Origin of the sequence: Pseudomonas sp. JV245A (genome assembly GCF_032424515.1) — a bacterium.
Taxonomy (GTDB): domain Bacteria; phylum Pseudomonadota; class Gammaproteobacteria; order Pseudomonadales; family Pseudomonadaceae; genus Aquipseudomonas; species Aquipseudomonas protegens.
The window spans coordinates 1-22,752 of the sequence record NZ_VYKE01000052.1 but is presented as its reverse complement, the minus strand read 5'-3'; the positions used below and the strand labels follow the sequence as shown (position 1 = coordinate 22,752).

33 protein-coding genes are annotated in these 22,752 nt (G+C 59.5%); 17 read left to right on the top strand and 16 right to left on the bottom strand.

Annotated elements, in window-relative coordinates:
• Positions 1-7 precede the first annotated feature (7 nt).
• From F6S12_RS16180 to yejK, 8 genes are all read right to left on the bottom strand, one after another.
• Positions 8-1,210, bottom strand: coding sequence for a tyrosine-type recombinase/integrase (locus F6S12_RS16180; protein WP_315869094.1), 1,203 nt, complete (start codon positions 1,208-1,210; stop codon positions 8-10).
• Between the two features lie 238 nt (positions 1,211-1,448).
• The gene (locus F6S12_RS16175) at positions 1,449-2,459 is read right to left on the bottom strand and encodes a DNA cytosine methyltransferase (RefSeq protein WP_315869093.1); all 1,011 of its coding nucleotides are present in this window, start codon (positions 2,457-2,459) and stop codon (positions 1,449-1,451) included.
• Positions 2,460-2,512: 53 nt separating this feature from the next.
• Entirely contained in the window at positions 2,513-2,884 is a 372-nt protein-coding gene (locus tag F6S12_RS16170) for an ASCH domain-containing protein (RefSeq protein ID WP_315869092.1), read from the bottom strand.
• Positions 2,885-2,939: 55 nt separating this feature from the next.
• Positions 2,940-3,629, bottom strand: a complete 690-nt coding sequence (locus F6S12_RS16165; RefSeq protein WP_315869091.1) for a hypothetical protein — start codon at positions 3,627-3,629, stop codon at positions 2,940-2,942.
• Positions 3,626-3,859 (bottom strand): hypothetical protein, encoded by a 234-nt coding sequence (locus F6S12_RS16160; protein ID WP_315869090.1) that lies wholly within the window; start codon positions 3,857-3,859, stop codon positions 3,626-3,628. Before F6S12_RS16160 ends, F6S12_RS16165 begins: the two co-directional genes overlap by 4 nt.
• Positions 3,860-3,928: 69 nt before the next feature.
• Positions 3,929-4,792 carry a hypothetical protein gene (locus F6S12_RS16155; protein WP_315869089.1) on the bottom strand — a complete coding sequence of 288 codons (864 nt, stop codon included), beginning with the start codon at positions 4,790-4,792 and terminating at the stop codon, positions 3,929-3,931.
• 245 nt (positions 4,793-5,037) lie between these two features.
• On the bottom strand, positions 5,038-5,424 hold the full coding sequence (locus tag F6S12_RS16150; protein WP_315869088.1) for a hypothetical protein: 387 nt from the start codon (positions 5,422-5,424) through the stop codon (positions 5,038-5,040).
• Between the two features lie 86 nt (positions 5,425-5,510).
• The gene (gene yejK, locus F6S12_RS16145; protein ID WP_315869087.1) at positions 5,511-6,518 is read right to left on the bottom strand and encodes a nucleoid-associated protein YejK; all 1,008 of its coding nucleotides are present in this window, start codon (positions 6,516-6,518) and stop codon (positions 5,511-5,513) included.
• On the opposite strand from yejK, the gene F6S12_RS16140 reads away from it, so the two are divergent.
• Positions 6,504-6,899 (top strand): hypothetical protein, encoded by a 396-nt coding sequence (locus F6S12_RS16140; protein WP_315869086.1) that lies wholly within the window; start codon positions 6,504-6,506, stop codon positions 6,897-6,899. The genes yejK and F6S12_RS16140 overlap by 15 nt on opposite strands.
• Here F6S12_RS16140 and F6S12_RS16135 read toward each other — a convergent pair.
• The 8 genes from F6S12_RS16135 to F6S12_RS16100 form a co-directional block, all read right to left on the bottom strand.
• Positions 6,896-7,270: a hypothetical protein gene (locus tag F6S12_RS16135; RefSeq protein ID WP_315869085.1), complete on the bottom strand. Its 375-nt coding sequence runs from the start codon at positions 7,268-7,270 to the stop codon at positions 6,896-6,898. The genes F6S12_RS16140 and F6S12_RS16135 overlap by 4 nt on opposite strands.
• A gap of 81 nt (positions 7,271-7,351) precedes the next feature.
• Positions 7,352-7,666, bottom strand: coding sequence for a hypothetical protein (locus F6S12_RS16130; RefSeq protein ID WP_315869084.1), 315 nt, complete (start codon positions 7,664-7,666; stop codon positions 7,352-7,354).
• Positions 7,663-7,947, bottom strand: a complete 285-nt coding sequence (locus F6S12_RS16125; protein ID WP_110652703.1) for a hypothetical protein — start codon at positions 7,945-7,947, stop codon at positions 7,663-7,665. The genes F6S12_RS16130 and F6S12_RS16125 overlap by 4 nt, the downstream gene beginning before the upstream one ends.
• Before the next feature lie 31 nt (positions 7,948-7,978).
• Positions 7,979-8,362: a helix-turn-helix transcriptional regulator gene (locus F6S12_RS16120; protein ID WP_315869083.1), complete on the bottom strand. Its 384-nt coding sequence runs from the start codon at positions 8,360-8,362 to the stop codon at positions 7,979-7,981.
• A 3-nt stretch (positions 8,363-8,365) separates the two neighbouring features.
• Positions 8,366-9,217: a ParB/RepB/Spo0J family partition protein gene (locus F6S12_RS16115; protein WP_315869082.1), complete on the bottom strand. Its 852-nt coding sequence runs from the start codon at positions 9,215-9,217 to the stop codon at positions 8,366-8,368.
• 406 nt (positions 9,218-9,623) lie between these two features.
• The gene (locus F6S12_RS16110; protein ID WP_315869081.1) at positions 9,624-9,929 is read right to left on the bottom strand and encodes a hypothetical protein; all 306 of its coding nucleotides are present in this window, start codon (positions 9,927-9,929) and stop codon (positions 9,624-9,626) included.
• A gap of 61 nt (positions 9,930-9,990) precedes the next feature.
• Positions 9,991-10,212: a hypothetical protein gene (locus F6S12_RS16105; RefSeq protein WP_315869080.1), complete on the bottom strand. Its 222-nt coding sequence runs from the start codon at positions 10,210-10,212 to the stop codon at positions 9,991-9,993.
• 401 nt (positions 10,213-10,613) lie between these two features.
• A complete protein-coding gene (locus F6S12_RS16100) occupies positions 10,614-11,378 on the bottom strand; it encodes a helix-turn-helix transcriptional regulator (protein WP_315869079.1) in 765 nt (254 codons plus the stop codon).
• A 71-nt stretch (positions 11,379-11,449) separates the two neighbouring features.
• Between F6S12_RS16100 and F6S12_RS16095 the strand changes: the two genes are divergently transcribed.
• The 16 genes from F6S12_RS16095 to F6S12_RS16020 all read left to right on the top strand — a co-directional run bounded on the left by F6S12_RS16095 (position 11,450) and on the right by F6S12_RS16020 (position 22,535).
• Positions 11,450-11,704: a transcriptional regulator gene (locus tag F6S12_RS16095; RefSeq protein ID WP_315869078.1), complete on the top strand. Its 255-nt coding sequence runs from the start codon at positions 11,450-11,452 to the stop codon at positions 11,702-11,704.
• A 222-nt stretch (positions 11,705-11,926) separates the two neighbouring features.
• Positions 11,927-12,676: a DnaT-like ssDNA-binding domain-containing protein gene (locus F6S12_RS16090; RefSeq protein WP_315869077.1), complete on the top strand. Its 750-nt coding sequence runs from the start codon at positions 11,927-11,929 to the stop codon at positions 12,674-12,676.
• Positions 12,673-13,365 (top strand): replication protein P, encoded by a 693-nt coding sequence (locus tag F6S12_RS16085; protein WP_315869076.1) that lies wholly within the window; start codon positions 12,673-12,675, stop codon positions 13,363-13,365. Before F6S12_RS16090 ends, F6S12_RS16085 begins: the two co-directional genes overlap by 4 nt.
• Positions 13,358-13,567 carry a hypothetical protein gene (locus F6S12_RS16080; RefSeq protein ID WP_315869075.1) on the top strand — a complete coding sequence of 70 codons (210 nt, stop codon included), beginning with the start codon at positions 13,358-13,360 and terminating at the stop codon, positions 13,565-13,567. The genes F6S12_RS16085 and F6S12_RS16080 overlap by 8 nt, the downstream gene beginning before the upstream one ends.
• Entirely contained in the window at positions 13,564-14,862 is a 1,299-nt protein-coding gene (locus F6S12_RS16075; RefSeq protein ID WP_315869074.1) for a site-specific integrase, read from the top strand. The genes F6S12_RS16080 and F6S12_RS16075 overlap by 4 nt, the downstream gene beginning before the upstream one ends.
• A gap of 2 nt (positions 14,863-14,864) precedes the next feature.
• The gene (locus tag F6S12_RS16070) at positions 14,865-15,068 is read left to right on the top strand and encodes a hypothetical protein (RefSeq protein ID WP_315869073.1); all 204 of its coding nucleotides are present in this window, start codon (positions 14,865-14,867) and stop codon (positions 15,066-15,068) included.
• Positions 15,065-15,382 carry a hypothetical protein gene (locus F6S12_RS16065; RefSeq protein ID WP_315869072.1) on the top strand — a complete coding sequence of 106 codons (318 nt, stop codon included), beginning with the start codon at positions 15,065-15,067 and terminating at the stop codon, positions 15,380-15,382. The genes F6S12_RS16070 and F6S12_RS16065 overlap by 4 nt, the downstream gene beginning before the upstream one ends.
• 3 nt (positions 15,383-15,385) lie before the next feature.
• On the top strand, positions 15,386-15,769 hold the full coding sequence (locus tag F6S12_RS16060; RefSeq protein WP_212805517.1) for an antiterminator Q family protein: 384 nt from the start codon (positions 15,386-15,388) through the stop codon (positions 15,767-15,769).
• A 320-nt stretch (positions 15,770-16,089) separates the two neighbouring features.
• Positions 16,090-16,413: a phage holin, lambda family gene (locus F6S12_RS16055; RefSeq protein WP_315869071.1), complete on the top strand. Its 324-nt coding sequence runs from the start codon at positions 16,090-16,092 to the stop codon at positions 16,411-16,413.
• Positions 16,414-16,473: 60 nt separating this feature from the next.
• Positions 16,474-16,707 (top strand): hypothetical protein, encoded by a 234-nt coding sequence (locus tag F6S12_RS16050; RefSeq protein WP_315869070.1) that lies wholly within the window; start codon positions 16,474-16,476, stop codon positions 16,705-16,707.
• Entirely contained in the window at positions 16,698-17,066 is a 369-nt protein-coding gene (locus F6S12_RS16045) for an HNH endonuclease (protein ID WP_315869069.1), read from the top strand. Before F6S12_RS16050 ends, F6S12_RS16045 begins: the two co-directional genes overlap by 10 nt.
• A 136-nt stretch (positions 17,067-17,202) precedes the next feature.
• Positions 17,203-17,679, top strand: a complete 477-nt coding sequence (locus F6S12_RS16040) for a phage terminase small subunit P27 family (protein ID WP_315869068.1) — start codon at positions 17,203-17,205, stop codon at positions 17,677-17,679.
• Between the two features lie 3 nt (positions 17,680-17,682).
• The gene (locus F6S12_RS16035) at positions 17,683-19,404 is read left to right on the top strand and encodes a terminase large subunit (protein WP_315869067.1); all 1,722 of its coding nucleotides are present in this window, start codon (positions 17,683-17,685) and stop codon (positions 19,402-19,404) included.
• Entirely contained in the window at positions 19,404-20,675 is a 1,272-nt protein-coding gene (locus F6S12_RS16030; RefSeq protein WP_315869066.1) for a phage portal protein, read from the top strand. The genes F6S12_RS16035 and F6S12_RS16030 overlap by 1 nt, the downstream gene beginning before the upstream one ends.
• A gap of 18 nt (positions 20,676-20,693) precedes the next feature.
• Positions 20,694-21,353, top strand: coding sequence for an HK97 family phage prohead protease (locus F6S12_RS16025; RefSeq protein ID WP_315869065.1), 660 nt, complete (start codon positions 20,694-20,696; stop codon positions 21,351-21,353).
• Positions 21,354-21,368: 15 nt separating this feature from the next.
• The gene (locus F6S12_RS16020) at positions 21,369-22,535 is read left to right on the top strand and encodes a phage major capsid protein (RefSeq protein WP_315869064.1); all 1,167 of its coding nucleotides are present in this window, start codon (positions 21,369-21,371) and stop codon (positions 22,533-22,535) included.
• The last annotated feature ends 217 nt before the right edge of the window (positions 22,536-22,752 follow it).

The following is a 22,752-nucleotide window of genomic DNA, read 5'->3' as shown; positions in this document are numbered from 1 at the left end:
ACTTAAACTATTTTTCATCTTGTACCGTTTTTGTACCAATTCTGCTTTCGAGCTTCCCTAGCTCGGTCCAGTCCGTTGTTGAGCTCAGCCAGCGCGCGTAAGTCGAGAGCAACACCTGCACGCTATGCCCGAGCTGGCCAGCGATGAACGCGGGGTTCATGCCCGACATAAGGCACATCGTAGCGTAGGTGTGGCGGCAGTTGTATTGATTGCGAGGCCTGATCTCCAGGGCCTGCAGGGCTGTGGCGAAGTGCCCGGCGGGGGTGGTGGGGCCCTTGATAAAAGGCGAGCTGCCGGACGGCTGGAACACGTAGGGCGACGATTTCGACACCCGGCGCCGGTCACTGTCGCGGCACTGGGCAATTTCCTTGGCCTGGGCCAGGGCGTTCATGGCGCGGGAGTTCAGCATTACCGTCCTTGCGTACTTGGTTTTCGTGCGCTCCTGCACCTTGCCTTTCACGACGATCCGACAGACGTGTGCCGTCCTGGCCTCCAGGTCGATCTCGTCCCAGCGCAGCGCCAGCAGCTCGCCGGTTCTCATCCCTGTGTAGAAAGCAAACTCAAAATAGGCCGCGTAGATCCTAACCACCGGTCGGGTAAAGTTCTCATACAGCCACGCAATGAGCGCGTCGGCCTCTTCCGCAGTGAAAGGATCGACAACCTTTTTATTCCTGGGCGGTAGCTGTATCGACGTTGCAGGGTTGCGGGGAACGACCTCATCCTGCACGGCCGTATTGAACAAAGCATTCACCCGCGATATTGCCGCACGCTTCACCCCGGGGCTGCTCCACTCGGTGTCCGCTATGATCTTGCGCAGCGCCATTGGGGTGATGTCGTTCATGGGGGTGCCGGCAAGCGCAGGCATCCAGTACAGGTTTAGACTGCCCTTGTAGTTGCTCCTGGTGCCTTCTACGACTTCCCGACTGTCGAGCCAGGTCTGCGCATATTCCCCGAACGTGACGACGGTTGACTCAGTCGTCGTCACGTAGCTGGAGTTAGGGAAAAGCTCGGTGTATTTCTCGTCCGTCAGGGCCCCGTGCTTGGCCAGGCTGATTACGTGAGCACGGAGATCTGCGGCCGCTTTGATCCCCTTGGCCGTCTGTGGGTAGGCGAGGGTTTCGCACCGGCGATGCTTCCAGGTGAATCGGATTCGGATTGAATCACCAGCAAATTCAACTCCTGTGGGCAGTCCCATTGGCTTTCTTGCCATGCCTCGTATCTCCTGATGCTGTAAAAAATGCGGTTGTCGATCTTGTTCCAGACGCCTTCGGGGATTCCCCCGCGGGTTCGCTTGCTTTCCAGGGCGCGATGGGTGGTGCCGATGAGCTGCGCCATGCGCTTCTCGGGCACTTTGTCGAAGGGGTACGTTTCGGGTAGTTCGTCTATTTCGGACATGTGCATATCCCGCCCGCCATCGCCGGCAGGCTCCGATTGTTGAGTGGGGTGTTTCAGGTTTCGAGGTAGGCGGCTATGAACTGCGTCGCCGCTTCAGCATTGATGGCGTTTCCGTAGGCGCGCAGTCGTCCCACTCGGGAGGCAGCCCCATGAGCCAGCGGGAATGTGCCGGATTCAACTGGCCGCCACTTTCCATCCCGGCAGAAGAGCCAGTCAGCATCTGCCCATAGGCCGTTAACCGGGCCGGCTGAGGAGAGGCGCGCAGCAGAGCTACAGTCTCCGAAAGCCCCATCATTCCCGGTCGTGGCGCCACATTGCCCTGCTTGATCGCATCGGTCGCCGTGCACGTCGGCCAGCCTGCCAAGGCGAATGCCTGCTCGCTCAGCGGTTTCCCGCGTGGGTGTTCCAGCCGCCCCGCTAAGAATTCCTCTGAAGCGCTCGCGCTCTTCCAGTCCCGGGCTGCTGGGGTGGCCCAACCGGCCAGAGCGGTTATCGCCGGCAGCTCCGGTTTCGCGCTTCCGTCCTTTCGATAGCCAGGCAGCCCCCGACTGTCGCTGGCTGTCGGTGTTGGCCACCCAGTACGTCCTGTCTCGGATGTGCGGAGCACCGACGCCCGCAGACGGGAACGCAACAGCCCCGAAGGCATAGCCCATGGCTTCCAGGTCAGCTTGTACAAGGTCGAGCCAAGGGTCTGCGTCCTTGCTCGCAACCTGTTCTCCAAGGAGCTCTGCAGGCTGGCGCTCGCGGATGAGCCAATGGAAGTGCGGCCAGAGGTGCCGCTCGTCATCAAACCCAGCTCCCGCGCCTGCCGCGCTGAAAGGTTGGCAAGGACAGGAACCGGTCCAAACAGGTCGATCATCTGGCCAGCCGGCGCGGCGAAGGGCGTAGGACCAAACGCCGATGCCTGCGAAGAAATGGCATTGGGTGTAGTGCTTGAGGTCATTGGGGTGAACATCCTCGATCGAGCGTTCATCAACATCGCCTGGCGCTATGTGGCCGGCCGCAATCAGGTTGCGGATCCACTGCGCGGCGTATGGGTCGATTTCGTTGTAGTAGGCAGCCATGGCTCACTTCGGCCCCCTGTAGATCAGGTAGGCCATGTAGAGGGCGGGGAGGATCATGGCTGCACCCCCGGCACGTCGAAGAACTGCAGTTGCCCCTTGAGCGGCATGAATGGCAGAGGCTTGGGGTCGCGCAGCAGGAATCCCTTCTGCCCCATGTACCAGGGCGATTCACTGTGATCGACGCTATCGACCAGCTCGACCGAGCCGATGATGCCGCCGCGCTGCATGTCTGAGCGGTCCGGCATCGGCAGGCCGCGAGCCAGGCAGTACAGCAGCGCGGTGGTGAACTCGTTGTTTGTCATGTCCTTTGCAGCGTGCACCAGGAACCGTCCGCGGTACTTGGTATGCCAGGAACGGTTCTCGACGTCCTTGCCGCCGTGGATGATCAGCCACGCCCAGGGCTGGCGAATTGAAAGTGCTTTCATTGGGCAATACCTGTCCTTGGCCGCTATAGCGGCTGACTTGAATGTGGGGGAGGGGTTAGGTTTTTGCGGGTGGAGTACAAATGTACTCCTGTCGGGATTTGGCTGGTTCAGCCTTCACGGCCAGGCCCTTTACCACCTTGCTGTAGATGAACTTGATCTGGTCCCACGGGATGGTGTGTTTCTGCCCGTACTCGCCTTCACCGTCGCAGATTTCGCAGCCTTCCGACGGTTCTTCAAGCTCCCGGCATTCCGGGCATTCGTGCGTGGATTGCAACTTGAATTCGCCGAGCAACAGGGCCTTGGCGCCGTTCTCGGCGGTTAGCTTCTTGGGCATGATGCAATAGCCGTCGGGAACTGTCGGCGCGGGCTGCTCGGCCGGGCGGGTGTAGAGTACGCGCACCTCGTATTCTTCTGGCTGCAAGCTGCAAGCCGTGTAGCGGAGAAGCTCAACGTCTTGCCAGCCAGACACGCCATCGCTGACTTGATACACCGGCTCGCCCTGGTGCTGCCCCAGGTCGTCAGGCTCGCACTCTGCGCACCCAAACATCGAGTCGCCGAGGCAGTGCGGGCACTCGGATTTAGCGGGTTTGGCTGGCTTGGCGAGAAGGGCGCGAAGCTCATCTACAACCCTCAGGCATTCATCATAGTTGGAAGAGCTGCTGAACCCGAGCATGCAATCCGCCTGGGCTGCAACGCGCTCCAGCAGCTCACGCGGCACGCCGTCAATCGTTTGGTTGGTGGTCATGGCTTTGCCTCGTAACGGTAGTCAGCACGCGGGCCAGAGATAGCCTCATGCAGATAGGCGATAACCTTTTCAGCGTCCTCAATGGTCGGGCAGGTTCCGGCACCCTCTGGGATTGATCCGTCTTTCCCGCCTTGAAACCCAATTCCGCCGATTGGGTCGTCTTCATCCGGGATGTCTGTCAGGTACATTCGTCCGCTCATCCTCTGCTCGTAGATCAGGTACTCACTCATAAATCACTTCAGCAAATCAGTTGTGCCAGTGCCAGCAGGCACCAGAAATAGGCAGGGAGTTGGTGCATGTCAGCCTTCCTCGCCGCAGCAGTCGGGACAGTCCATCACATAGCCTTTCGCGAGATTGCTCGGCACGGTCTTCTTGTCCAGGCACAGAAGGCAATTCGGCTCATTGCCACCACCCTCTGCTGGCTTGAGTGCGCCCTCGGTGGCTTTGTCCAGGGCGGCGCGGGCCAATGCAAGCGCATCGTCAAGATAGGCTTCGCACCAGTTGTACCCGCGCTTATTGATCTCGCTGGCCACTGGGTATGCGGCCCCCACAAATGCCCGCAGCGCCTTTAACTCTATCGGTGCGTTCGGCTCTCCAAGCTCACAATCTTCACAGCGAGCCATGATGGGTGCGTTTCCGTCGCTTGCATCCCCGCTGCTGCCAACCATGAACTGGCCCGTATCGCCGCAGTATTTGCATTTCGGAGCGTTTGGCTTGCCACCGTCAAACGCCTCTCCACATTCCGGACAGCCAACGTTATTGGCATAGCTGTGCGCGCATTCATCGCTCGGCTCTGCGCTGGCGGATAGGGCTTTGATCTCGTCCAGCAAACTTGCAGGAAGGTCGAAGTCTTCCCCGTTAACTACGGCGAGCCGGCACCGCTCAAGCAGCGCATCCCGCTCGGCCAGCACGCGATCAAACTGAGCTCGGCGCTGATCGTAGTTGTAGTCAGACTGGGCGCCCATTAGGTCCAGGCGCTTAACTTCTGCGCGCAGCTCTTCGACCTCCTTCTCCAGCCGCTTCGCTTCATCGAACCATGACCGCCTCGACAGCTCGCGGTCGTTGTCGCTTAAGGTTAGAGCGTCTATCTGCTCGTCCCTGGTGTTTAGGTCGGACTGAAGGGCAGCTACGCGCTGCTCCAGGTGTTGGGTTTCTGTGGGCATGGGGATTCCTGTCCGGCCGTCACGACCAGAATCGATGTCAAGTTGAAAAGTTGTAGGAAGCGAAACGACAAGCCCTCGATATACAAACCGGTCTGTCGTGACATCAGAATCAGTGGCACCTCAACTAAAGGTGCAAGACATGAAACGACTGATTGAAGAGATCCTGATTCAAGTACTGGCAGGGGCTCTGTTTGTATTTCTGTCCTGGCTGTGGTCGCTACTGGCAGGCTTGCCTTGGTGGTGAGCTATGCGACTTTTGCGGTTGAAGGATGCCAGTCAGTCCAGCCGACCATAGGCGCCTTGGTCTTGGGGCTGATCACCGGCTTGCCCTCGGCATCTGTCAGCACGGCCTTTGCCCTGATCCGCAGATCTCGGCATGGGCCGGCTTTCCTTGCCAGGTCTATGAACTGCTGCGCGTACTGAGGTGCGTCGAACAGCTGGCTGAGCTGCTTTACCCTCTCGCCGCCGAAGATGGCCGCAGCCTGCTTGTCCACGGCTTCATTCCACTCACCGAGGGTCAGCTCCAGGGGGGGGGCGCCAGGCTTTCCGCTTGATCTGGTGGTCTTGGTGATCTTCCTGGCCTCGGCCAGCGCTACACCGGCTGTCATGCCAAACACTGCGAATGTGCTCATGAGGTTTCTCCGGGCAGCCGATGGCCGTGGCCTGGCTGATGTGATCGATGGGGTAGGGTGGAGTGCTGGCGGGTAGGGTCGGACGGTCAGGCGTCTGCGCGCTTGAGTTGATCTACAAGCTGGGTCGGCAGGCCGCGTAGCGTGAGGGTTCCATCCACCTGGTCAAACTCAACCTTGGAGCCCAGCAGGTGCTGCTCGAAGCTGATGGACAGCCCTTCTGCGCGGCCTGTGAAGCGGTGGAACTGGTTGAGCGTGCGTTTATCCGCAGGAATTTCCGGCGACAGCCCATAGTCCTTGTTGCGGATGTGATCGTAGAACGCCTTGGGGCGATCCTCGTCGATCAGTTCGGACAGCTCCTCAAGGCTGACGGGCTCGCCAAGTTTGGCCTGAGCCATGGAGTAGCTGACCAGGGCCTGGGTCTTCTCCCGGGCCGAGTCCTCCGGCAGGTCCTCGCTTTCCACGAAGTCGCTGAAGGCCTTGAGCAGGGTGCGGGTCTCGCCCGGGCCGTCGATGCCCTCCTGGCAGCCGATGAAGTCGCGGAAGTAGTCGTTCGCCTTGCGGCCGCTCTTGCCCTTGATGAACGAGATGTACTGGCGCGATTTCGGGTTGCCTTTCCATTCGCTCAGGTTGATGCGGGCGGCCAGGTGGATGTGGTCCAGATCCAGGCGCCAAACAGGAGCCAGGGCGAGGCCGGCGGCCACAGTCACCGCTTCAGTTTCCTGCAACAGGGCAATCACCAGGTACTGGGTCAGGCCTTGCTGGTAGTGGCAGAAGAGGGCGTGCCCACCTACGGAGAGGTTCGATTCTTCCATCAGCTTTGTTAGGTGCTCAACTGCGGACTTGCTGAACTCGATGAAGTCTTCCTCGCCGGCCAGGTACTTGGCCAGCCAGCCGCTGAGGGGAAAGGCACCGGACTCAGGATGGAACAGGCCCCAGGCCTTGCCCTGTTTGGCGTTGTAGCTCTCGTTGAGCTGGTGCATCAGGTTGTCGCGAATCTCGCTTTCCGCCAGCTCGATGCCGGCGTAGTGGAGCACTGCGGGGCTGCCGTCCGGCTTCTTGTCGATCTTGTGGATGATGCTGTGGAGTACTGGCATTGCGATTACCTCGGGCATGCGCCGCCCTCCGTGACCGGTGGTGGCAATTTGGTATGGGTTGGGGTATTACGAGTGACCGGCATGGAGCCGGATCAAGGAGAGTCAAAAGTGTCGAACAAATATTGGCAATCAGAGCTGTGGGGCGAGCAACCTTCCGATTTGTATTTGATGCGTACTGGACCACAAGAAATGCTGATTACCGTCAGAATTCGGGAGTTTGGCCCTCATCAACGCAGCATGTTGACCCAGCTGTTTCACCCCGGTGGCGCGAAGCATTCTGAGCATGTGTTTGACTTGTTTGATGAGTCGAACGAGGAAGCTGTGGAGCAGGGGCTTGCACACGGTGCTTGGCTTGCTCAAGGCGCAAAGCCCCGTAGCTAATCTTTCTGGGCTTGCTCCAGTATTTCGTCTTCAGGCTCTGGGGGATCATCCGCAAGCGACTTCATCCCGGCCGCCCGAATGAGTCGCGACACCTTATCGCTAACAACAATAGGTGTCGTGACACAGCGCAGCATCGCGGCCTGAGTCTCAAAGTTTGCGCCGATGAGGTTGATCAGGAGGCGCTGGTGGATGTCCTGCTGATTGTTGATACCGTGGGCCTTCATGACCCTCTTGAGGTCACGCTTGAAAACACCGGCTACCTCAATCGTGAACTTCTCGACGCCAAAGGCGACGTTCCTGGCCGCTTCCTTCTCGCGCTTCCTGCGCTGCTTGATGGCTTCCGCCGTTGGCTGTTGTTCTTCCTCGGCCATGGCCGCTCTCTCCAACTTCATGTGCTGGTAAATCCAGCCAGGTCTGCCGGCGCCGGCCGGCTGTCCTGGAGCTGATTCGTCTCAAGTTGTGCCCTCGATGGGTATGTTGTTCTCGGCGGCGATCATCAGAACGCGCTGGACGCGAACCGACATCTTCGTGCCGATCTGCGTTGCGTTAAGCCCGCTCTCGGCGTGCTTGCGCACCTCGGGAGCCAACCGTGCACGCTCGGCCTTTAGGCGCTCATGATGTGCTGTTGCGCCAAACCCGACCTTTTCCCTGCTGACGCCCTGGGCGACCTGTTGCGCGGTGCCGCCGCGGCTGAAGAACTGGTCGAGCTGGCGATTCAGTTCGTCGACGATCGCGTCTCGCGGATTTGGTTGAGGATGGCCGATCATTTGCCCCAGCCCTCGATGTTGACCTTTGCGCCGTCGGCGCGTGCTTCCAGCACCTGGGCCAGATTGATCGCCGCCCTCCAGCTGAAGCGGAAACCCTTCACGCGACCAGTCTCGATCTCGATTACGTGATAGGCATTAACACCCTTGTTCACGACCTGGTAACGCACCGCCCGTTCTGGGGCCGGCTTATTGATCATCCCGTAGAAAGTGGCGGTGGCTACGCTTGCGCGGATGCGCAGGGCGTTCATGCCGTCAATACGAGCTTGCATGGCTGGGTGCATGGTTAGTTCCTCGGTGGGAATCAGGTAGGGATTAAACGTAGTACTCGATGGATTCGGCTTTGCGCACGATCCGAACTGAAGCCGTTCGGCGCTCCGGGGCTCGGCGGTCGCGGCGCATTGGATCGTCGCCGCCGATCACTGCGTGCATTGCGATCAGGCCGGCAAGAGCGATGCACAGCGGGCTGATGATTTGCCGCCGCATTGCCTCGGCGACCAATGCCGCCCGGCGGGGCACGTCGAGCTTGAACATGGCTGCAGCGATGCGTTTCTCTACGCCGCCTTCACTGATGCCGAAGCGACGAGCAATCTGCTTTGAGGTCATGCCCTGGGCGACATCTAGGACGCACTCCAGCTCACGCGGTGCGAGCCCGCATCCAAGCCGGCCCATCCAGGGGCCGCTAGTGATCGTTTCCATGATCTATCTCGGTTGGGCGCCTTCCAGGGCTTTGCGCAGCTCAAGGACAAGCGCGGTTGGAATTGTGAGGCTGCGACTGTCTTCGTCGATGGCGTCGAGCGATGCAATCAACTTGCACGAGGCTTCATGAACAGCCTCAAGGCGCGGCTTGGGGATTGAAGGGCCTTTCATGGTTCCGGCGGTGACGCGCTTCTTGCCGCTGGCCTTGGCTTTCTCAAGTTCGGCGCCGAGCACCTGGCCGGCACTGTCGCCGTGATCTCGAACGACCTGAGCCGCCGTGGTGGCTGATACGTGCCCAGCGGCAACCAGGTTCTGTACATCGGTGTTTGCATTGCCGACCGTGAGCACTTGCTCTACGTGCTGCCTAGTCTTGCCGACTTTCTTCGCGATCTGCTCAGGCGACCACCCGAAAGCCCGAAGGCGCTTGTAGCCCTCGGCGAGCTCAAGAGGGGAGAGCTTCTCGTTCTCCTGACTTGAGATGATCCGTGCAACTCGATCGGCATCGCTGCCTTCGAACATTCGAACATCGACCCAGTATTCGAGAACTTTCGGATCGTCCTTGCTGGGCAGGCGTGGCAGTCGACCGCTCTGGTCAAGCTTGAGCAGCGCACGACGGCGCCGATGACCATCAACTACCCACACACCGCCATCAGCCCGAGGCCTGATCTCAAGCGGCGGGATAACACCGCCATCGGCGATGAATTCAGCCAAGGCTAAAATGCTGGCCTCCAGCGCCTCGCCTTCGGTGCGAAGGTTGAAGCCGGGCTCTTCGTGAAGATCTTCAAGCCGAACCTTGATTGCATCTGCGCGACGAACCTCGCCGGCCGCTATCATCTGCCTGATTGATTTTGTCATTCGGTTTGCTTCCTGGTTGCTGCGTAGGTTGCGATTACTCGTCAGCACTCTGAGCGACTGCTGATTGCCGATGGGCGCAGCGGAGAGTGCTGACGGGTAAGCGTGAGAAAAAGAAAGCCCCGTTGGACGTTCGGGGCTTTCTCAGATGCCGCTTTAGGGTGTTGCCTCTATGAGTTCCAGTTGTTTTTGGCGGGACAGTCAGCGCCAGAACGCCGGTGCCCCGCTGATCGTTCGCCAGGGCTTGCGGAGGGTGCGCTGTGGACCGGTTGGCAGCGTTGCCTCAATTGGCGGTTCTGGCCGCACATGGCGAAGCGCTGCGCCGATCAGTAAAAGTAGGAGCCTGCAGATCTCCTGCTCGTGTGTGAGCGTCGACGCCCCGAAGACGCCGCCTCTCATTCCGGTGAAATCAGATAACCGCGGTAAGCGTGCGCGTGCCGTCGGCGTGCTGAGTGGTGATGTTCATGCCGATGTGATGTGGAGCGCTTCGCTGGATCGCCACGGCCGCTTTGCTGAATCGATCGTCGAAAGCGCCTTCACCATCTGGCAGGTGAGAGGTGCAGGTCAGGTGGGAGCAGTCTTCGCCGCTCGGCCCCTCGCCGTCGTGGGCGATGTTGAAACTGGCGATCATGGCAATTCCATGCTTATGGCAAATGCTGATGATGTTTTGCATCAGCGGGCTGATCTGATCGTCGTAAATCTCTTCTTTATTCACGGTGCTGCCCTCGGTTGTTTTCCCGCTGCCGCCGAACCGGCGGCAGAAGTGAAAAGGCCCGTCATGCTGCCGAGTCGTTCGTTATCCACTCGCTGATATCCGCAAGTGCTAACTCGGTGCGCTTCTTCGCGGGTAGGTGCAGCTCTACGACTTCCAGACCGCCAAAGCCGCGGCGATTCTCGGATTTCGCGAGGTCGTGACGTCTGGTCACTGCTGCAAGGAAAGTCTTATGCGTGCTGACCACTACGTTGTTTGCAGTGGTATCGATCAAGTAGAGGGTCATGTCGTACTTCCTGGCTTGGTTGATTTCCCGGTTGGCCCTGCTCTCAAGGCCAACTGGTGAAATCTCCCCGGGCTCGCTACTGGCGACCACCCGGGGCTTCGATCTCGTTGTTACTCCAGCCGCGACCCCCTGTCCGCCGGATAACTGCTTCTGGTGCTTTACGCTGCACACCCGGGTCAGTTGCCAACCCTCTGAACCGTTGAGGCCGGTTCATCGCTGCCTTGTTGCCGGCCTTGATGGCCTCTTGAGGCCCTCTGCGGCGCCTCGATATGGGGCTAGTAAACGCCATGTTTATAAACACGTCAACACCATTCGTTTATTTTTGTTTATTTTTGGGGGTGAGCAGAAATGCAGGCACAAAAAAGCCCGCACTAGGCGGGCTTGGGTGTGGCGCTGAAAATTTACCAGAGCACTGATGACCAGAAGACTTTCCCCTTGATTTGGATGTTCTGATCAATCATCTCCTGGGCGGTGTATTCCTCATCCGGGTGTTCGTCCCGGTTGAAGCTCCGCATACGGATACCACCGCCTGGTAGGCGATAGAGGGTTTTTACCCGCAGCTGGCCGTCATGGTCGACCGCGTACATCTTGCCATCCGTGATGGTTGTGCACCCCTGATCTACACCTACAGTGCTCTTATCGGGGAGAACCGGCTCCATGCTGTTGCCGCTGACCGTCACGCAAACAGCATCCTCTGGCTGCACGCCTTGGCGCCGTAGTGTCAGCCTGCCGAATCGCAGCTTCTGCTTATGTGACTGTTCCACGACGGTACGACCACTTCCGGCAGATAGCTCAACTTCCTTGAGGAACGGCACATACACCTCATCATTGTCCAGCGGGGTGTCGTCGTCCCAAGCATCGATTGGCCCGAGCAGAGTTGCGTTTTCCAGGCTGGGAATAATTTGGTCCTGGCGTATTGCTCTCAGCAATTGCGGGCTGGTGTAGAGCAAATCCATTTCCCCGTCTCCTTCCATCAACCACTCAGGGCGAACTGAGAGGGTGGTGCAGACCCTATGCAGGTTTTTCCCGGGTACACCTCGAGACAGCCAGTTGTTCAAGGCCTGCGGGGAGATGGCGAGAGCATCAGCCATCACCTTAGGAGTGATGCCTCGTTTGGTCATGAGCAGGCGAAGCCTGTCACCTGAATTCTCGGTAGTCATAAACATGGAGTTTACGCGGGTTGCCTTGTTTATTAAATAAACGTATCGTTGACTTGTGTTTATTCGCCTAGGGCGGAATGTTTATGCAAATCACCCCTCTTGAGCGCGCTATCCGGGCGGCTGGAACAGGTAGGGCCCTGGCTGATCTGCTGGGTGTTACTCCAATGGCTGTTTCTCACTGGAAGTCGAGAGGCGTACCTGCACGCCAGGCGATTCCAATTGAGAAGGCAACTGGTGTTTCGCGATACGACCTGAGGCCAGACCTTTATCCCACAGAGGATGAGGCTCAGCCAGTGGTGAGCATTATGGACGACGTGGTCTCGCGTCAGTAGTGAGCTCGTCCAGCTGTTTAGGCATCCAGTACCTAAATCGCAGGCATAAAAAAACCGCCTGGCAGGGCGGCTTCTTCATCAGCAACAACTTGTGAGGTCGATTATGCACAGTCAGATGCCTGCGGGCAATGCTTGCAGTGTCGCGACACCTTTTCACGATTCCATAAACGTGTCGCCGAAGGGTATGCCCCGCCGTGCGGTACTTCTTCAGGAGGCCGCGTAATGGCTGGCGACTGGATCAAATTTGAACTCACCACCCTAGACAAGCCCGAGGTTTGCCAGATTGCTGATCTAGCCGACGTAGACCCCGATGCCGTTATTGGAAAGCTGATGCGGGTCTGGGGTTGGTTCGATCAGCAGACGCAGGACGGTAACGCTCCGAGCGTTAGCAAGAAGTTACTCGACCGTCTCGTTGGCGTTGCCGGGTTCTGCGATCACATGAAATCCGTCAATTGGATGATTGAGGAGGATGGCGTTATCAGTCTTCCTCATTTCGAGCGCCATAACGGGAAGACAGCTAAAAATAGGCTTCTTACGGCGAAGAGGGCGGCGAACCACAAGGCCCGAAACGCAAAAAGTAACGCTCACAGCGTTAGCGATGCGTTACCTAAAGAAGATGTAGAGAAGAATGAAGAGCCTCTCTCTGCGCGCGGGCCAGTCGACCCTCGCATGCCCAGCGAGATGACCCTGGACTGGTTTCCCGATGAAACCCTGCTGAAGACCTATGCGTACCACCAGGGGCTAAGTCTGGACTTGTTCACCGACAGCGTGATAAGCGCATTCACTGGCCACTACGAGCCGAAGGGGCAGGTGAACACCCAGGCTGAGTGGGTAAGCATGCTGGTCAAGTGGGTGAAGAACGATAAGGCCCGGACCGCGGCAAACAATGTGACCCCCATTTTGCAGAAGGCCGCTAAGGCCGCAGATTTCGATGATGACGACATCGGCTGGCAGAACGGGGTGCAGTCATGATGAAGCAAGTTTCGGTTGTCACGCAGGGGCTCTGGGCTAACCCGAAGGCTGGGGAGTTCATCGGTGCTGACGAGCGTCAAGCGCCAGTGGACGAAGGCCGGCGTCAGATGGCTCAGGCCATCAACGGCTTGTTCAAAGAGCTTCGCTTGATCCGCTCGGCGTGGCGCCAGGCCTGGCCCGACAAGGAGACCTACCAGGCCGCCAAGGTTCAGTGGATGCAAGCATTCCTCGATGAGGGGATCTGCAGCCAGGGCCAGATCGAGTTCGGAATGATCAGGGCTAGGAAACAGGTATCGGACTTTATCCCGAGCCCCGGGCAGTTCATCGAGTGGTGCAAGCCAACGCCGGAAATGTTGGGTCTTCCACCTCTGGCTACAGCTCATCGAGAGGCGTGCCGCAACGCTCATCCGGGGATGGCTGGCCAGGGCAACTGGTCGCATGACGCTGTTTGGCATGCGGCGAAAGAGTGCGGCTTTGAAAACCTCAACCAGCTGGATTCGGCCCTGAGTCTGAAGCTGTTCGAGCGCAACTACACGATTGCCATCCGCCGGCTCCTTGATGGTCTACCGCTCCAGAAAATGCCGCAGGCGCTTCCTTCCAGGGCTTCAGGGCGTATCACTCCAGAGGTCGGTCGTAAGGCCTTGGAGCAACTGCGCGCGAGCCGCTTAGGAGGCCATGCCAATGCCTGACCGTCGCCTCGCGATCCCAGACCCGCAGCAGTACCGGTTCGCGGTGTACTGCTGCTCCTTCAAACTCGACCTCGGCGATCTTCCTGACCATGCCATGGCGCTGTTTCCTGATCGCGGAATGGCCGCTCGGTATGGCGCCTGGATGTGGCCGACGACTTTTCAGGTGGTCGACCTGCAGGCCGACAAGGAGGCCGATCGATGAGCACTCAAATCAAGACGCTGACGGTGAAGCTGTCGGACGCTGAAATCCAACGCAAGGCGGGGCTTGGGCATGTGCGCGATCTGCGCGATGCCAGCCACCCTGCATTGCACTTTCGCTATTGGAAGAACCGGGCCCGGGGCAGTTGGTACTTGCTCAGCAAGCGCGGCTGGCACCGAATCGGCTCATTCCCTGAGCTCGGCACGAAGCAGGTAGTTGCGGCGCTTCCAGACATTCGCCTGCGGGTCGGCGCCGATGCTGGGGCAGGGATCTCCCAGTGGGCCACCACAGGCGAGCTGCTTACCTGGTACGCCGAGCGGATGGCCCGTGATCGCAACCTTTCCAGCAAGCGCAAGAACACCGCCGCCTCGGTGATGAAATGCCACCTGATCCCGCGCCTGGGGGATCTCCCCCTGATCAGCGTCACCAAGGCTCAGCTGGATGACCGGCTCATGTGGCCGATGCAGGAGAGCATCTCCATCGACTACGTGCGGCTGGCGTTCCAGCTGCTGGCCCTGGCCTTCCGGCAGGCCCTCAAGCTTGGCCTCATCCAGGCTAACCCGATGGCTGGGATCAAGTTCAGCGACTTCTCCAAGGCTAAGGTCGCCGTCAAGCCTTCTCGGTTGCGGGTGAGTACCGACCTGCCGTACCTGCTGGAGCTGTTCGAGTCGCACCTGCGGTCCGAACCTGCCGATGGCCTGCTGGCCCTGATGATGCTCTGTCACGGCACCCGGATTGGCGAGACGAGGCAGGCTCGCTGGTCGCACATCGCGCTGGCTGAGCGTGAGTGGTTCATTCCGGCCGAGCACACCAAGACAGGCGTCGAGCATCACCTACCACTGACCGAGCAGGTGTGCGCGATCCTGGTCCGCTACCGCGAAGAGCAGCGCGCCGGCGGCTATGAAGGCCAGTACCTGTTCCCGGCACGCAATGGCAAGCCCTGGAGCGAGGGCCAGGCCTGCGCCGTGTTCTCGCGCCTGGGGCAGGGGGAGTGGACCAGTCACGATCTGCGCAAGGTGGCCCGTACTGGTTGGGCAGACCTGGGTATCGATCACCTGGTGGGCGAGCTGCTGATCAACCACGCGATGGGCCACAACGTGAAGGTTTACATCCAGTCCGACGTGATGGCGCGCAAACGTGATGCCCTGGAGCAGTGGCACGCCCATCTAGATCAGAAGGGGTTTGCCCTGATCCACGGCTTGACCGGTGTTAGATCTGGAAACTCCGGTAAATCGCTGGAAGCCGCGCAGGACAAGGGCCGCAAGGCCATTCAAGAAACAACCATAGGCGAGGTTTAAAAATGATGATTTTGCTTGAAAGGCACACCGGCCTCGCCGTAAATCCCGCCGATGTCAGCTCGGTAGTGATCCGCAGTTCGAACGGCTGGCAGGTGCTCGACGTGAAGATGTCGACGGGTGAGCGGCACCAGGTGCGGCACACCGTCCACTGTTTCGACGGTGACGACATCTATGCCGTGCACAAGCAGCTGCTGGAGGCCAAATGAAGAAGACACACGGCCCAGCATTCCGCGCCGCCCTGCTGGACCTGGCCAAGTGCCCGGCATGCCGTGGTCGAGCGGTGATCAAGGGCGTCTTCCATGAGCTGGCCTGCGTGCAGTGCAACGCCTCGGGCTGGGTCACTGCTGATACCGGTGAGGTCCTGCCGCTGGAGGTGCTGGTGACGCAGCTGAGCATCCGGCTCCAGGCCGCCGAGCATCAAATCGCACAGTTCAACAGCACCAGCCCAGCTGGGGTTGAAGCGCAATACAACGAGAACAACCGCCGCGGCGCCGGCGGCACCAACTACACAGGGGATTAAGTCATGATGATTCGCAAGCCGTTGCACCGTCCTCTGGGCGATACAGAACACATGCTGGAGCAATGGGGCTGGTGGCGTATGGATGGAATGGGTATCCCCAGTTACGCCTCGCCAATGCTGGCAGTGATGCGAGACGCAATGCCTGTAGCTTCCAAGTCCTACACCATCACCGACGAACTGGCAGGCGCTGTAGACGCAGCCCTGGCCCGGCTCTGCAAGCGGGATCAGCAGATGGGCGACATGATCTGGCTCTACTATGGGGCCAAGTGGCCAGCAATTCGGGTTGGCCGTCATTACCAGGTGAGCGAGATGAAAGCGCGGGAGCTGATCAAGGCCGGCGTGGCCTGGATTGACTGCGTCCTTGAGTCCATTCGAGAGGCAGCTTAAAAAAGGGTTGTCCATATGGAATAGCTCTGTTTTTATAGCACGGTGTTCAGCTGTTACAGCGCGACACCACACATGAAGCCCGGCCATTGCGCTGGGCTTTTTCGTTTATGCAGATGACGCGCCCAGGCAGCTGGGCTAAGTCGGTAGTGGCGTGGATCAAAGCCGTGCGCTCCCTGATCGACTACGCGATGAGAGTCTGGGGTACGTGACCCAGCGAGCCAGACCACGAAGCCGGGTATGCACCGGTCCTCTGCACCCATTCGAGCCTCGGCAATTGCCGGGGCTTTTTCATTCGCGCTCCCAGAAAGGGAGGAATCGAGATGCCGAACATGCCCGAAAAGGATCCTGGTCTGTGGGCCGCAATGATTGCCTGGCTGGTCATGCATCAGCCGCAGCTCTACGCCGCTGGCCTATCGGTCGGTATCGCTGTCCTGCGGGTGATGTACGGCGGCGGCACACGGCGCCAGATGTACCTGGAGGGCGCGCTTTGCGGCTTGGTCACTCTGTCATTGGTGCCGCTCCTTGAGTGGATGGGCTTGCCTCAGAGCATGGCCACGTTCGCCGGCGGCGCTGTTGGCTTCCTTGGCGTCGAGAAGGTGCGCGGCTACTACGATCGCGCAGCAGCCAAGCGGGTTGAGAGCTGATGGCTTGCAGTGGATGCGCCGCCCGGCGCGAATGGATCAATAAATGGACGAGGGTTGGATATGAGCGAGCCAAGGAATTCCTCGGAGGTAGCCCTGTGCCGGCTGACCCCAGAGCAGATGGTGATCATCCTGGGGAAGGAGCAGCAACTCCTGGAGATCTTCAAGCAACAACTGGCAGAGCAGGCCAAGACCAACGAACTACTGGCTCTGCTGATTCAGGCGCTGGCAGAAGACCAAGGACTTGATCCTGACCTGCCTGCAGCGTCGTACCTGAACGGTGCCCCGTGCCTCTGAGGCCGCAGCGCCCATGCAGAGCTCAAGGCTGCCGCTCTCTGCATCGAAACGCCAATGGCTTCTGTGATGGGCACGCCGAACTGGCCGCTGAGCTTTCCAGGGCCTGGGCCACTCGCAATGGGTCAGGTCGAGGCGGACGCCCATGGCGTCGACTGCGCGACCGCATCCTCAAGCGTGACCAGTACCTATGCCGGTGCGACGACTGCACCAGGCTCGGCAGGATTCGAGAGGCTGACGAGGTTGACCACATCGTGGCCCTGGCCCATGGCGGAACTGATGATGACAGCAACCTTCGGGCGATCAATCACGATTGCCACAAGGAAAAGACGCAACGAGAGTCGAAATTGGTCAAAAAATGATCAAGATCAGTTCAATTGAGAATGGTTCTCGTTTGAGAGGAGGGGGTGGGTCAAAAGTTCAGGGCCTTTCGCTCGGACACCGCGCCCCCAATCGTTTTTTTACACCCGCGAAATATAAAGTTTAGTGGAGGCGCCGATGCCAGGGGTTGCCGGGCGCTCCGGCCGTCGCCCAAAACCCACGGCCCAGAAGGTGCTGGCCGGTAATCCCGGCAAGCGAAAGTTGAACGCGGATGAGCCAGACTTCGCTCTGGTGACGAATGTTGATCCGCCGGAATGGCTGTGCGAGCACGCCACTCGTGCGTGGGAAATGCTGGTTCCTGAACTGCTCCGCGCCAAGGTTCTCGCGCTCACCGACCTGCACAACGTCGAGGCTTTCTGCACGGCCTACGGAAACTGGCGGCTAGCCCAGGACTCGGTCCGTTCTCATGGCATCGTCGTCACGGGCGCTCAAGGTGGGCCGGTGAAAAACCCGGCGCTTACAGCGGCCAATGAAGCGATGCGTCAGATGGTCACCTTCGGGTCAATGCTGGGGCTCGATCCCGCGAGCCGCACCCGCATCATCGGCGGCAACAAACAGAAAACAACGAACCCATTCGCAGGCTTGCTCGAGTGACAAATGGCCAGGACCAAGTACACCAACGTCGACAAGGCGATGGCGTGGGCAAGGTACGTCCTGAAAGGCAAGTTCCCGGCCTGCCGCTACATCCATCAGGGCATAGAACGGCACTTTGACGACGTAGCGGCCAGCCGCTCCAAGAGCTACCCCTACAAGTTCGATCCGGCCAAGGCCGAGAAGAAGTTGCGGCTGATGCAGCTGCTGCCGCACACGAAAGGCGAATGGGCGTTCAAGCGGCAACTGATCACCCTGGAGCCGTGGCAGCTCTTCGGCCTGGCCTGCACTTTCGGCTGGGTCAGGAAGAAGGGTGGATACCGGCGCTTCCGCGAAAGCTACTGGGAGGTGCCGCGCAAGAACGGCAAGTCGGTGATCGCTGCCGGTGTGGGCATCAGCATGTTCACCGCCGACAATGAGTTCGGCGCCGAGGTCTATTCCGGTGCGACCACCGAGAAGCAGGCGTGGGAGGTGTTCCGGCCTGCAAGACTGATGGTCAGCCGGTCGCCCATGCTGATAGAGGCGGCAGGCATCGAGGTTAACGCCTCGAACTTGAACATCCCGTCGAACGGCAGCCGTTTCGAGCCGTTGATTGGCAACCCGGGTGATGGTGCGTCGCCATCCTGCGCGATCATCGACGAATACCACGAGCACGACAGCGCGGCCCAGTACGACACGATGCTCACCGGCATGGGGGCGCGCCGGCAACCGTTGATGTTCATCATCACCACCGCCGGCGCGAACATTGAAGGCCCGTGCTACGACAAGCGGCGCCAGGTGATCGAAATGCTCAACGGCACTGTGCCGGACGATGAGCTGTTCGGGTACATCTGGACGCTCGACGATGGCGACGACTGGACCGACCCGAAGAACTTAGCCAAGGCCAACCCCTGTATGGGCGTGTCGGTGTTTCAGGAGTACCTGGAGAGCCAGCTGGCAAGGGCGATCCGCTCAGCTCGCTTCACCAATACGTTCAAGACCAAGCACTTGAACCTGTGGGTGAGCGCCAAGTCTGGCTTCTTCAACATGGAGAGCTGGAAGGCCTGCGAGGACAAGACACTCACTCTTGAGCAGTTCGAGGGGCAAGAGTGGATGGCAGGCTTCGACCTGGCGCGAAAGCTCGACATGAACTCCAGGGCCAGGCTGTTCTGGCGCGAGATCGAAGGGAAGGTGCATTACTACAGTGTGGCTCCGGCGTTCTGGGTTCCCGAGGACACCGCTAACGACGTGGATAACAAGCGCATGGCTGAGCGCTTTCAGGCCTGGGTCAACACCGGCCACCTGACTGCCACACCGGGCGCCGAGGTGGATTACCGAGAAATCTTAGAAGACACCAAGGAAGCCAACAAGCTGGCGCCGATCAGGGAGTGCCCGATCGACCCACACGGCGCCACGGGCCTGAGCCATGACTTGGACGACGAGGGTTTCAACCCGATCACCATCACCCAGAACTACACCAACATGTCCGACGGCATGAAGGAGCTGGAGGCGGCGATCGAGGCCGGGCGATTCCACCATGACGGCAACCCGATCATGACCTGGTGTATAGGCAACGTGATCGGAAAAAACCTGCCGGGTAATGACGACGTTGTTCGTCCGATAAAGCAGGGTGATGACAACAAGATCGACGGCGCGGTAGCGCTGATCATGACGATAGGCCGGGTCCTCGCCAATGCGGACACTCAGGGCTCTGTCGACGACTTCCTTTCCAGACCAATGAGCATGTGATGGCAGACACCGACTACAGCATTGACCTGCGCACCCGCAGCCCATTTTGGGCGCGCATGGCGAGCTTCTTCGTCGGCGGCCGACTGGTGTCGCCGGAAAAGGGTTCCCAGAACGGGCCCGTCTCTGCATCAGGGGTGGTAGGCGATTCAGTCGTGACCGACGAACGCTCGTTGCAGATATCGACAGTTTTCGCATGCGTGCGACTGATTTCCACGGTGACCGCCGGCTTGCCCCTTGATGTATTCGAGACCAGGGGCGACGCCCGAATGAAGGTCGGTATGGACAATCCGCTGGCCCGTTTGCTGCGTTACAGCCCAAACCAGTACATGACTGCCGTCGAGTTTCGCGAAGCGATGACTATGCAGCTCTGCTATTACGGCAATGCCTATGCACTGATTGAGCGCAATAGTGTCGGCGATGTGATCAGCCTGATGCCACTGATGTCGGTGAACATGGATGTTCGCCTTGAGAACAAGCGCGTTGTCTATCGCTACAAGCGTGACAGCGAGTACGCGGACTTCAAACCCTCAGAAATCTTCCATCTCAAGGGCTTCGGCTTCAACGGACTGGTTGGTTTGTCGCCGATCGCGTTCGCGGCCAAGACGGCGGGAGTGGCGGTGGCGATGGAGGACCAGCAACGTGATTTCTACGCCAACGGCGCCAAATCCCCACAGTTGCTCATGACTGGCGAAGGCAAAGTTCTAAACAAGGAGCAGCGGGCCCAAGTTGAGGAGAACTTCAAGGAAATCTCCGGCGGCCCCGTCAAGAAGCGGCTGTGGATCCTGGAGGGCGGTTTCACCACGCAGGCCATCGGTGTAAGCCCTCAGGATGCTGAGACGATGGCCGCCAGGAAGTTTCAAGTCAGCGAGCTTGCGCGTTTCTTCGGCGTTCCGCCGCACCTGGTGGGAGACGTTGAGAAATCGACCAGTTGGGGCTCGGGGATTGAGCAGCAGAACCTTGGGTTCCTGCAGTACACACTTTCCCCTTACCTCAACAGATGGGAATACGCGATCGAGCGCTGGCTGCTAAAACCAGGTGACGTGGGCCGACTCCATGCGGAGCACAACCTCGAAGGCCTGCTGCGTGGCGACTCTACTTCCCGAGCCAACTACCTGAAAACCATGGTGGATGCAGGGCTTCTGGTAGTCAACGAGGGCCGTCGACTCGATAACAGGCCGCCAGTTCCTGGTGGAGATGTAGCAACGCGGCAGTCGCAGAACGTACCCCTTACCCAACTTGGACTAACGAACCCCGCACCTCGCGGGGTTTGATCTTTCTGGAGGCAGCAAATGCCAAGCGTTTGCAAAACCCTGGCCTTCGATCAGGCCGCAATCAAGTTCGCCAACGGCGGCGCTCAGGGCGTCTTCGAGGGCTATGCCAGTGTGTTCGGCGTGGTCGACGGCGATGGAGACATCATCGAGCCAGGCGCTTTTGCGCACGCGCTCAAGACTCAGTCACGCGCTGTGGCCATGTTCTTCAACCATAGGCGCAATGAGATCCCGGTGGGCAAGTGGCTCGACCTCGCCGAAGACAGCAAGGGCCTGCATGTTCGTGGCGAACTCACCCCAGGCAATCCTCAGTCCGAGGCTCTGAAGGCGGCCATGATGCACGGGACCGTGGGCGGCATGTCCGTTGGGTTCAGCGCGTCCAAGCAGGATGTCACTTCGATCGCCACGGGCTACTCATTTCGGAATGTGGCACACCTGACTGAAATCAGCGTGTGCACCTTCCCGGCCAACGAATCGGCCACTGTCTCCACGCTCAAGAGCATGGAAGCCATCGAAAGTATCCGCGACGCAGAAGGCTGGTTGAGAGAGTCAGCCGGCCTTTCCAAGTCCGAAGCGCAGGCGTTCATCGCCCGCATCAAGTCCGCAGTTCGGAGCGAGTCCGAAGGCGGCGACGACATCGCCGCGCTCATTGAGCGCATCAACACCTTCCCGAAACTCTGAACCGAGGATCTACCCATGTCCGAACTGGCCCAAGTCCAGAAGGCGATCGAGACCGCACAGACTCGCATGACCGAGCTGTTCGACGCTCAGAAAAAAGAAATCGAAGCGACCGGCGCTGTCAGCAAGCAGTTGCAGACCGATCTCACCACTGTCCAAGAAGAACTCAAGTCTGCGGGTACTCGATTGTTTGACATCGAGTCGAAGCTCGCTGGTGGCAATCTGGACAACCCCGAGAACAAGAAGTCGTTCGCAGCCCAGGCCGCCGAGGACCTGAAAAAAGGCTGGAACGGCTCGAACACCGGAAAAGTAGATGTGAAGAGCTTCAGCAAGGCGCTGGGCTCTGGCGCAGTATCGGCTGGTGCATTAGTGCAGCCGCAACAGCTCCCAGGAATTCTGATGCCGGGCCTGCGTCGCCTGACTATCCGTGATCTGCTCGCCCAGGGCCGCACCTCCTCGAACGCGATCGAGTACGTTCGCGAGAACGTCTTCACGAACAGCGCTGCGCCAGTGGCTGAAGGTGCTTTGAAGCCTGAGTCGCAGCTCACCTTCACCAAAGAAACCGCGAACGTGAAGACCATCGCTCACTGGATCCAGGCGTCTCGCCAGATCATGGACGATGCTCCGATGCTCGAGTCCTATGTGAACGGCCGACTCCTGTTCGGCCTGGACCTGGTAGAGGAGGGGCAGTTGCTCAATGGCGATGGTACTGGCGACAACCTGGTCGGCCTGAACAAGGTTGCTTCGGCCTACGACACCGGTCTCGACGCCACTGGCGATACCAAGGCCGACCGCATTGCGCACGCGATTTTCCAGGTCACCGAGTCGGAGTTCGAGGCGTCGGGCATCATCCTGAACCCGCGTGACTGGCACGCTATTTCTCTGCTGAAGGATGAGCAGGGCCGTTACATCTTCGGAGGCCCCGCAGCCTTCGCGGCGCGCGTCATGTGGGGCCTCCCGGTCGTGGCCACCAAGGCCCAGGCGCAAGGAACCTTCACTGTCGGCGGTTTCGACTTGGCATCACAGGTCTGGGATCGCATGGACGCGACCATCGAGGTCAGTAACCAGGATCGCGATAACTTCGTGAAGAACATGCTGACCATCCTGTGCGAAGAACGCCTGACCGTGACGCACTACCGTCCGACCGCCATCATCAAGGGCGCCTTCGCGGCGCCGGCCCCGTAATCACTGGAGACGGAGCGGGAAACTGCTCCGGTTGATTCGATGATCAAGATTCGCGCATTGCGTCAGTTTTCCCACTATCACGCCGGAACCTTCGATCAGAACGAAGAGCGTCGTGTCGATCCAGCAATTGCCGAGGCCCTAGTCGGGATGGAGCTTGCGGAGTACGTCGATAGCCCGCAGCCTGATGATCAGCAGGATCAGCAGGATCAGCAGGATC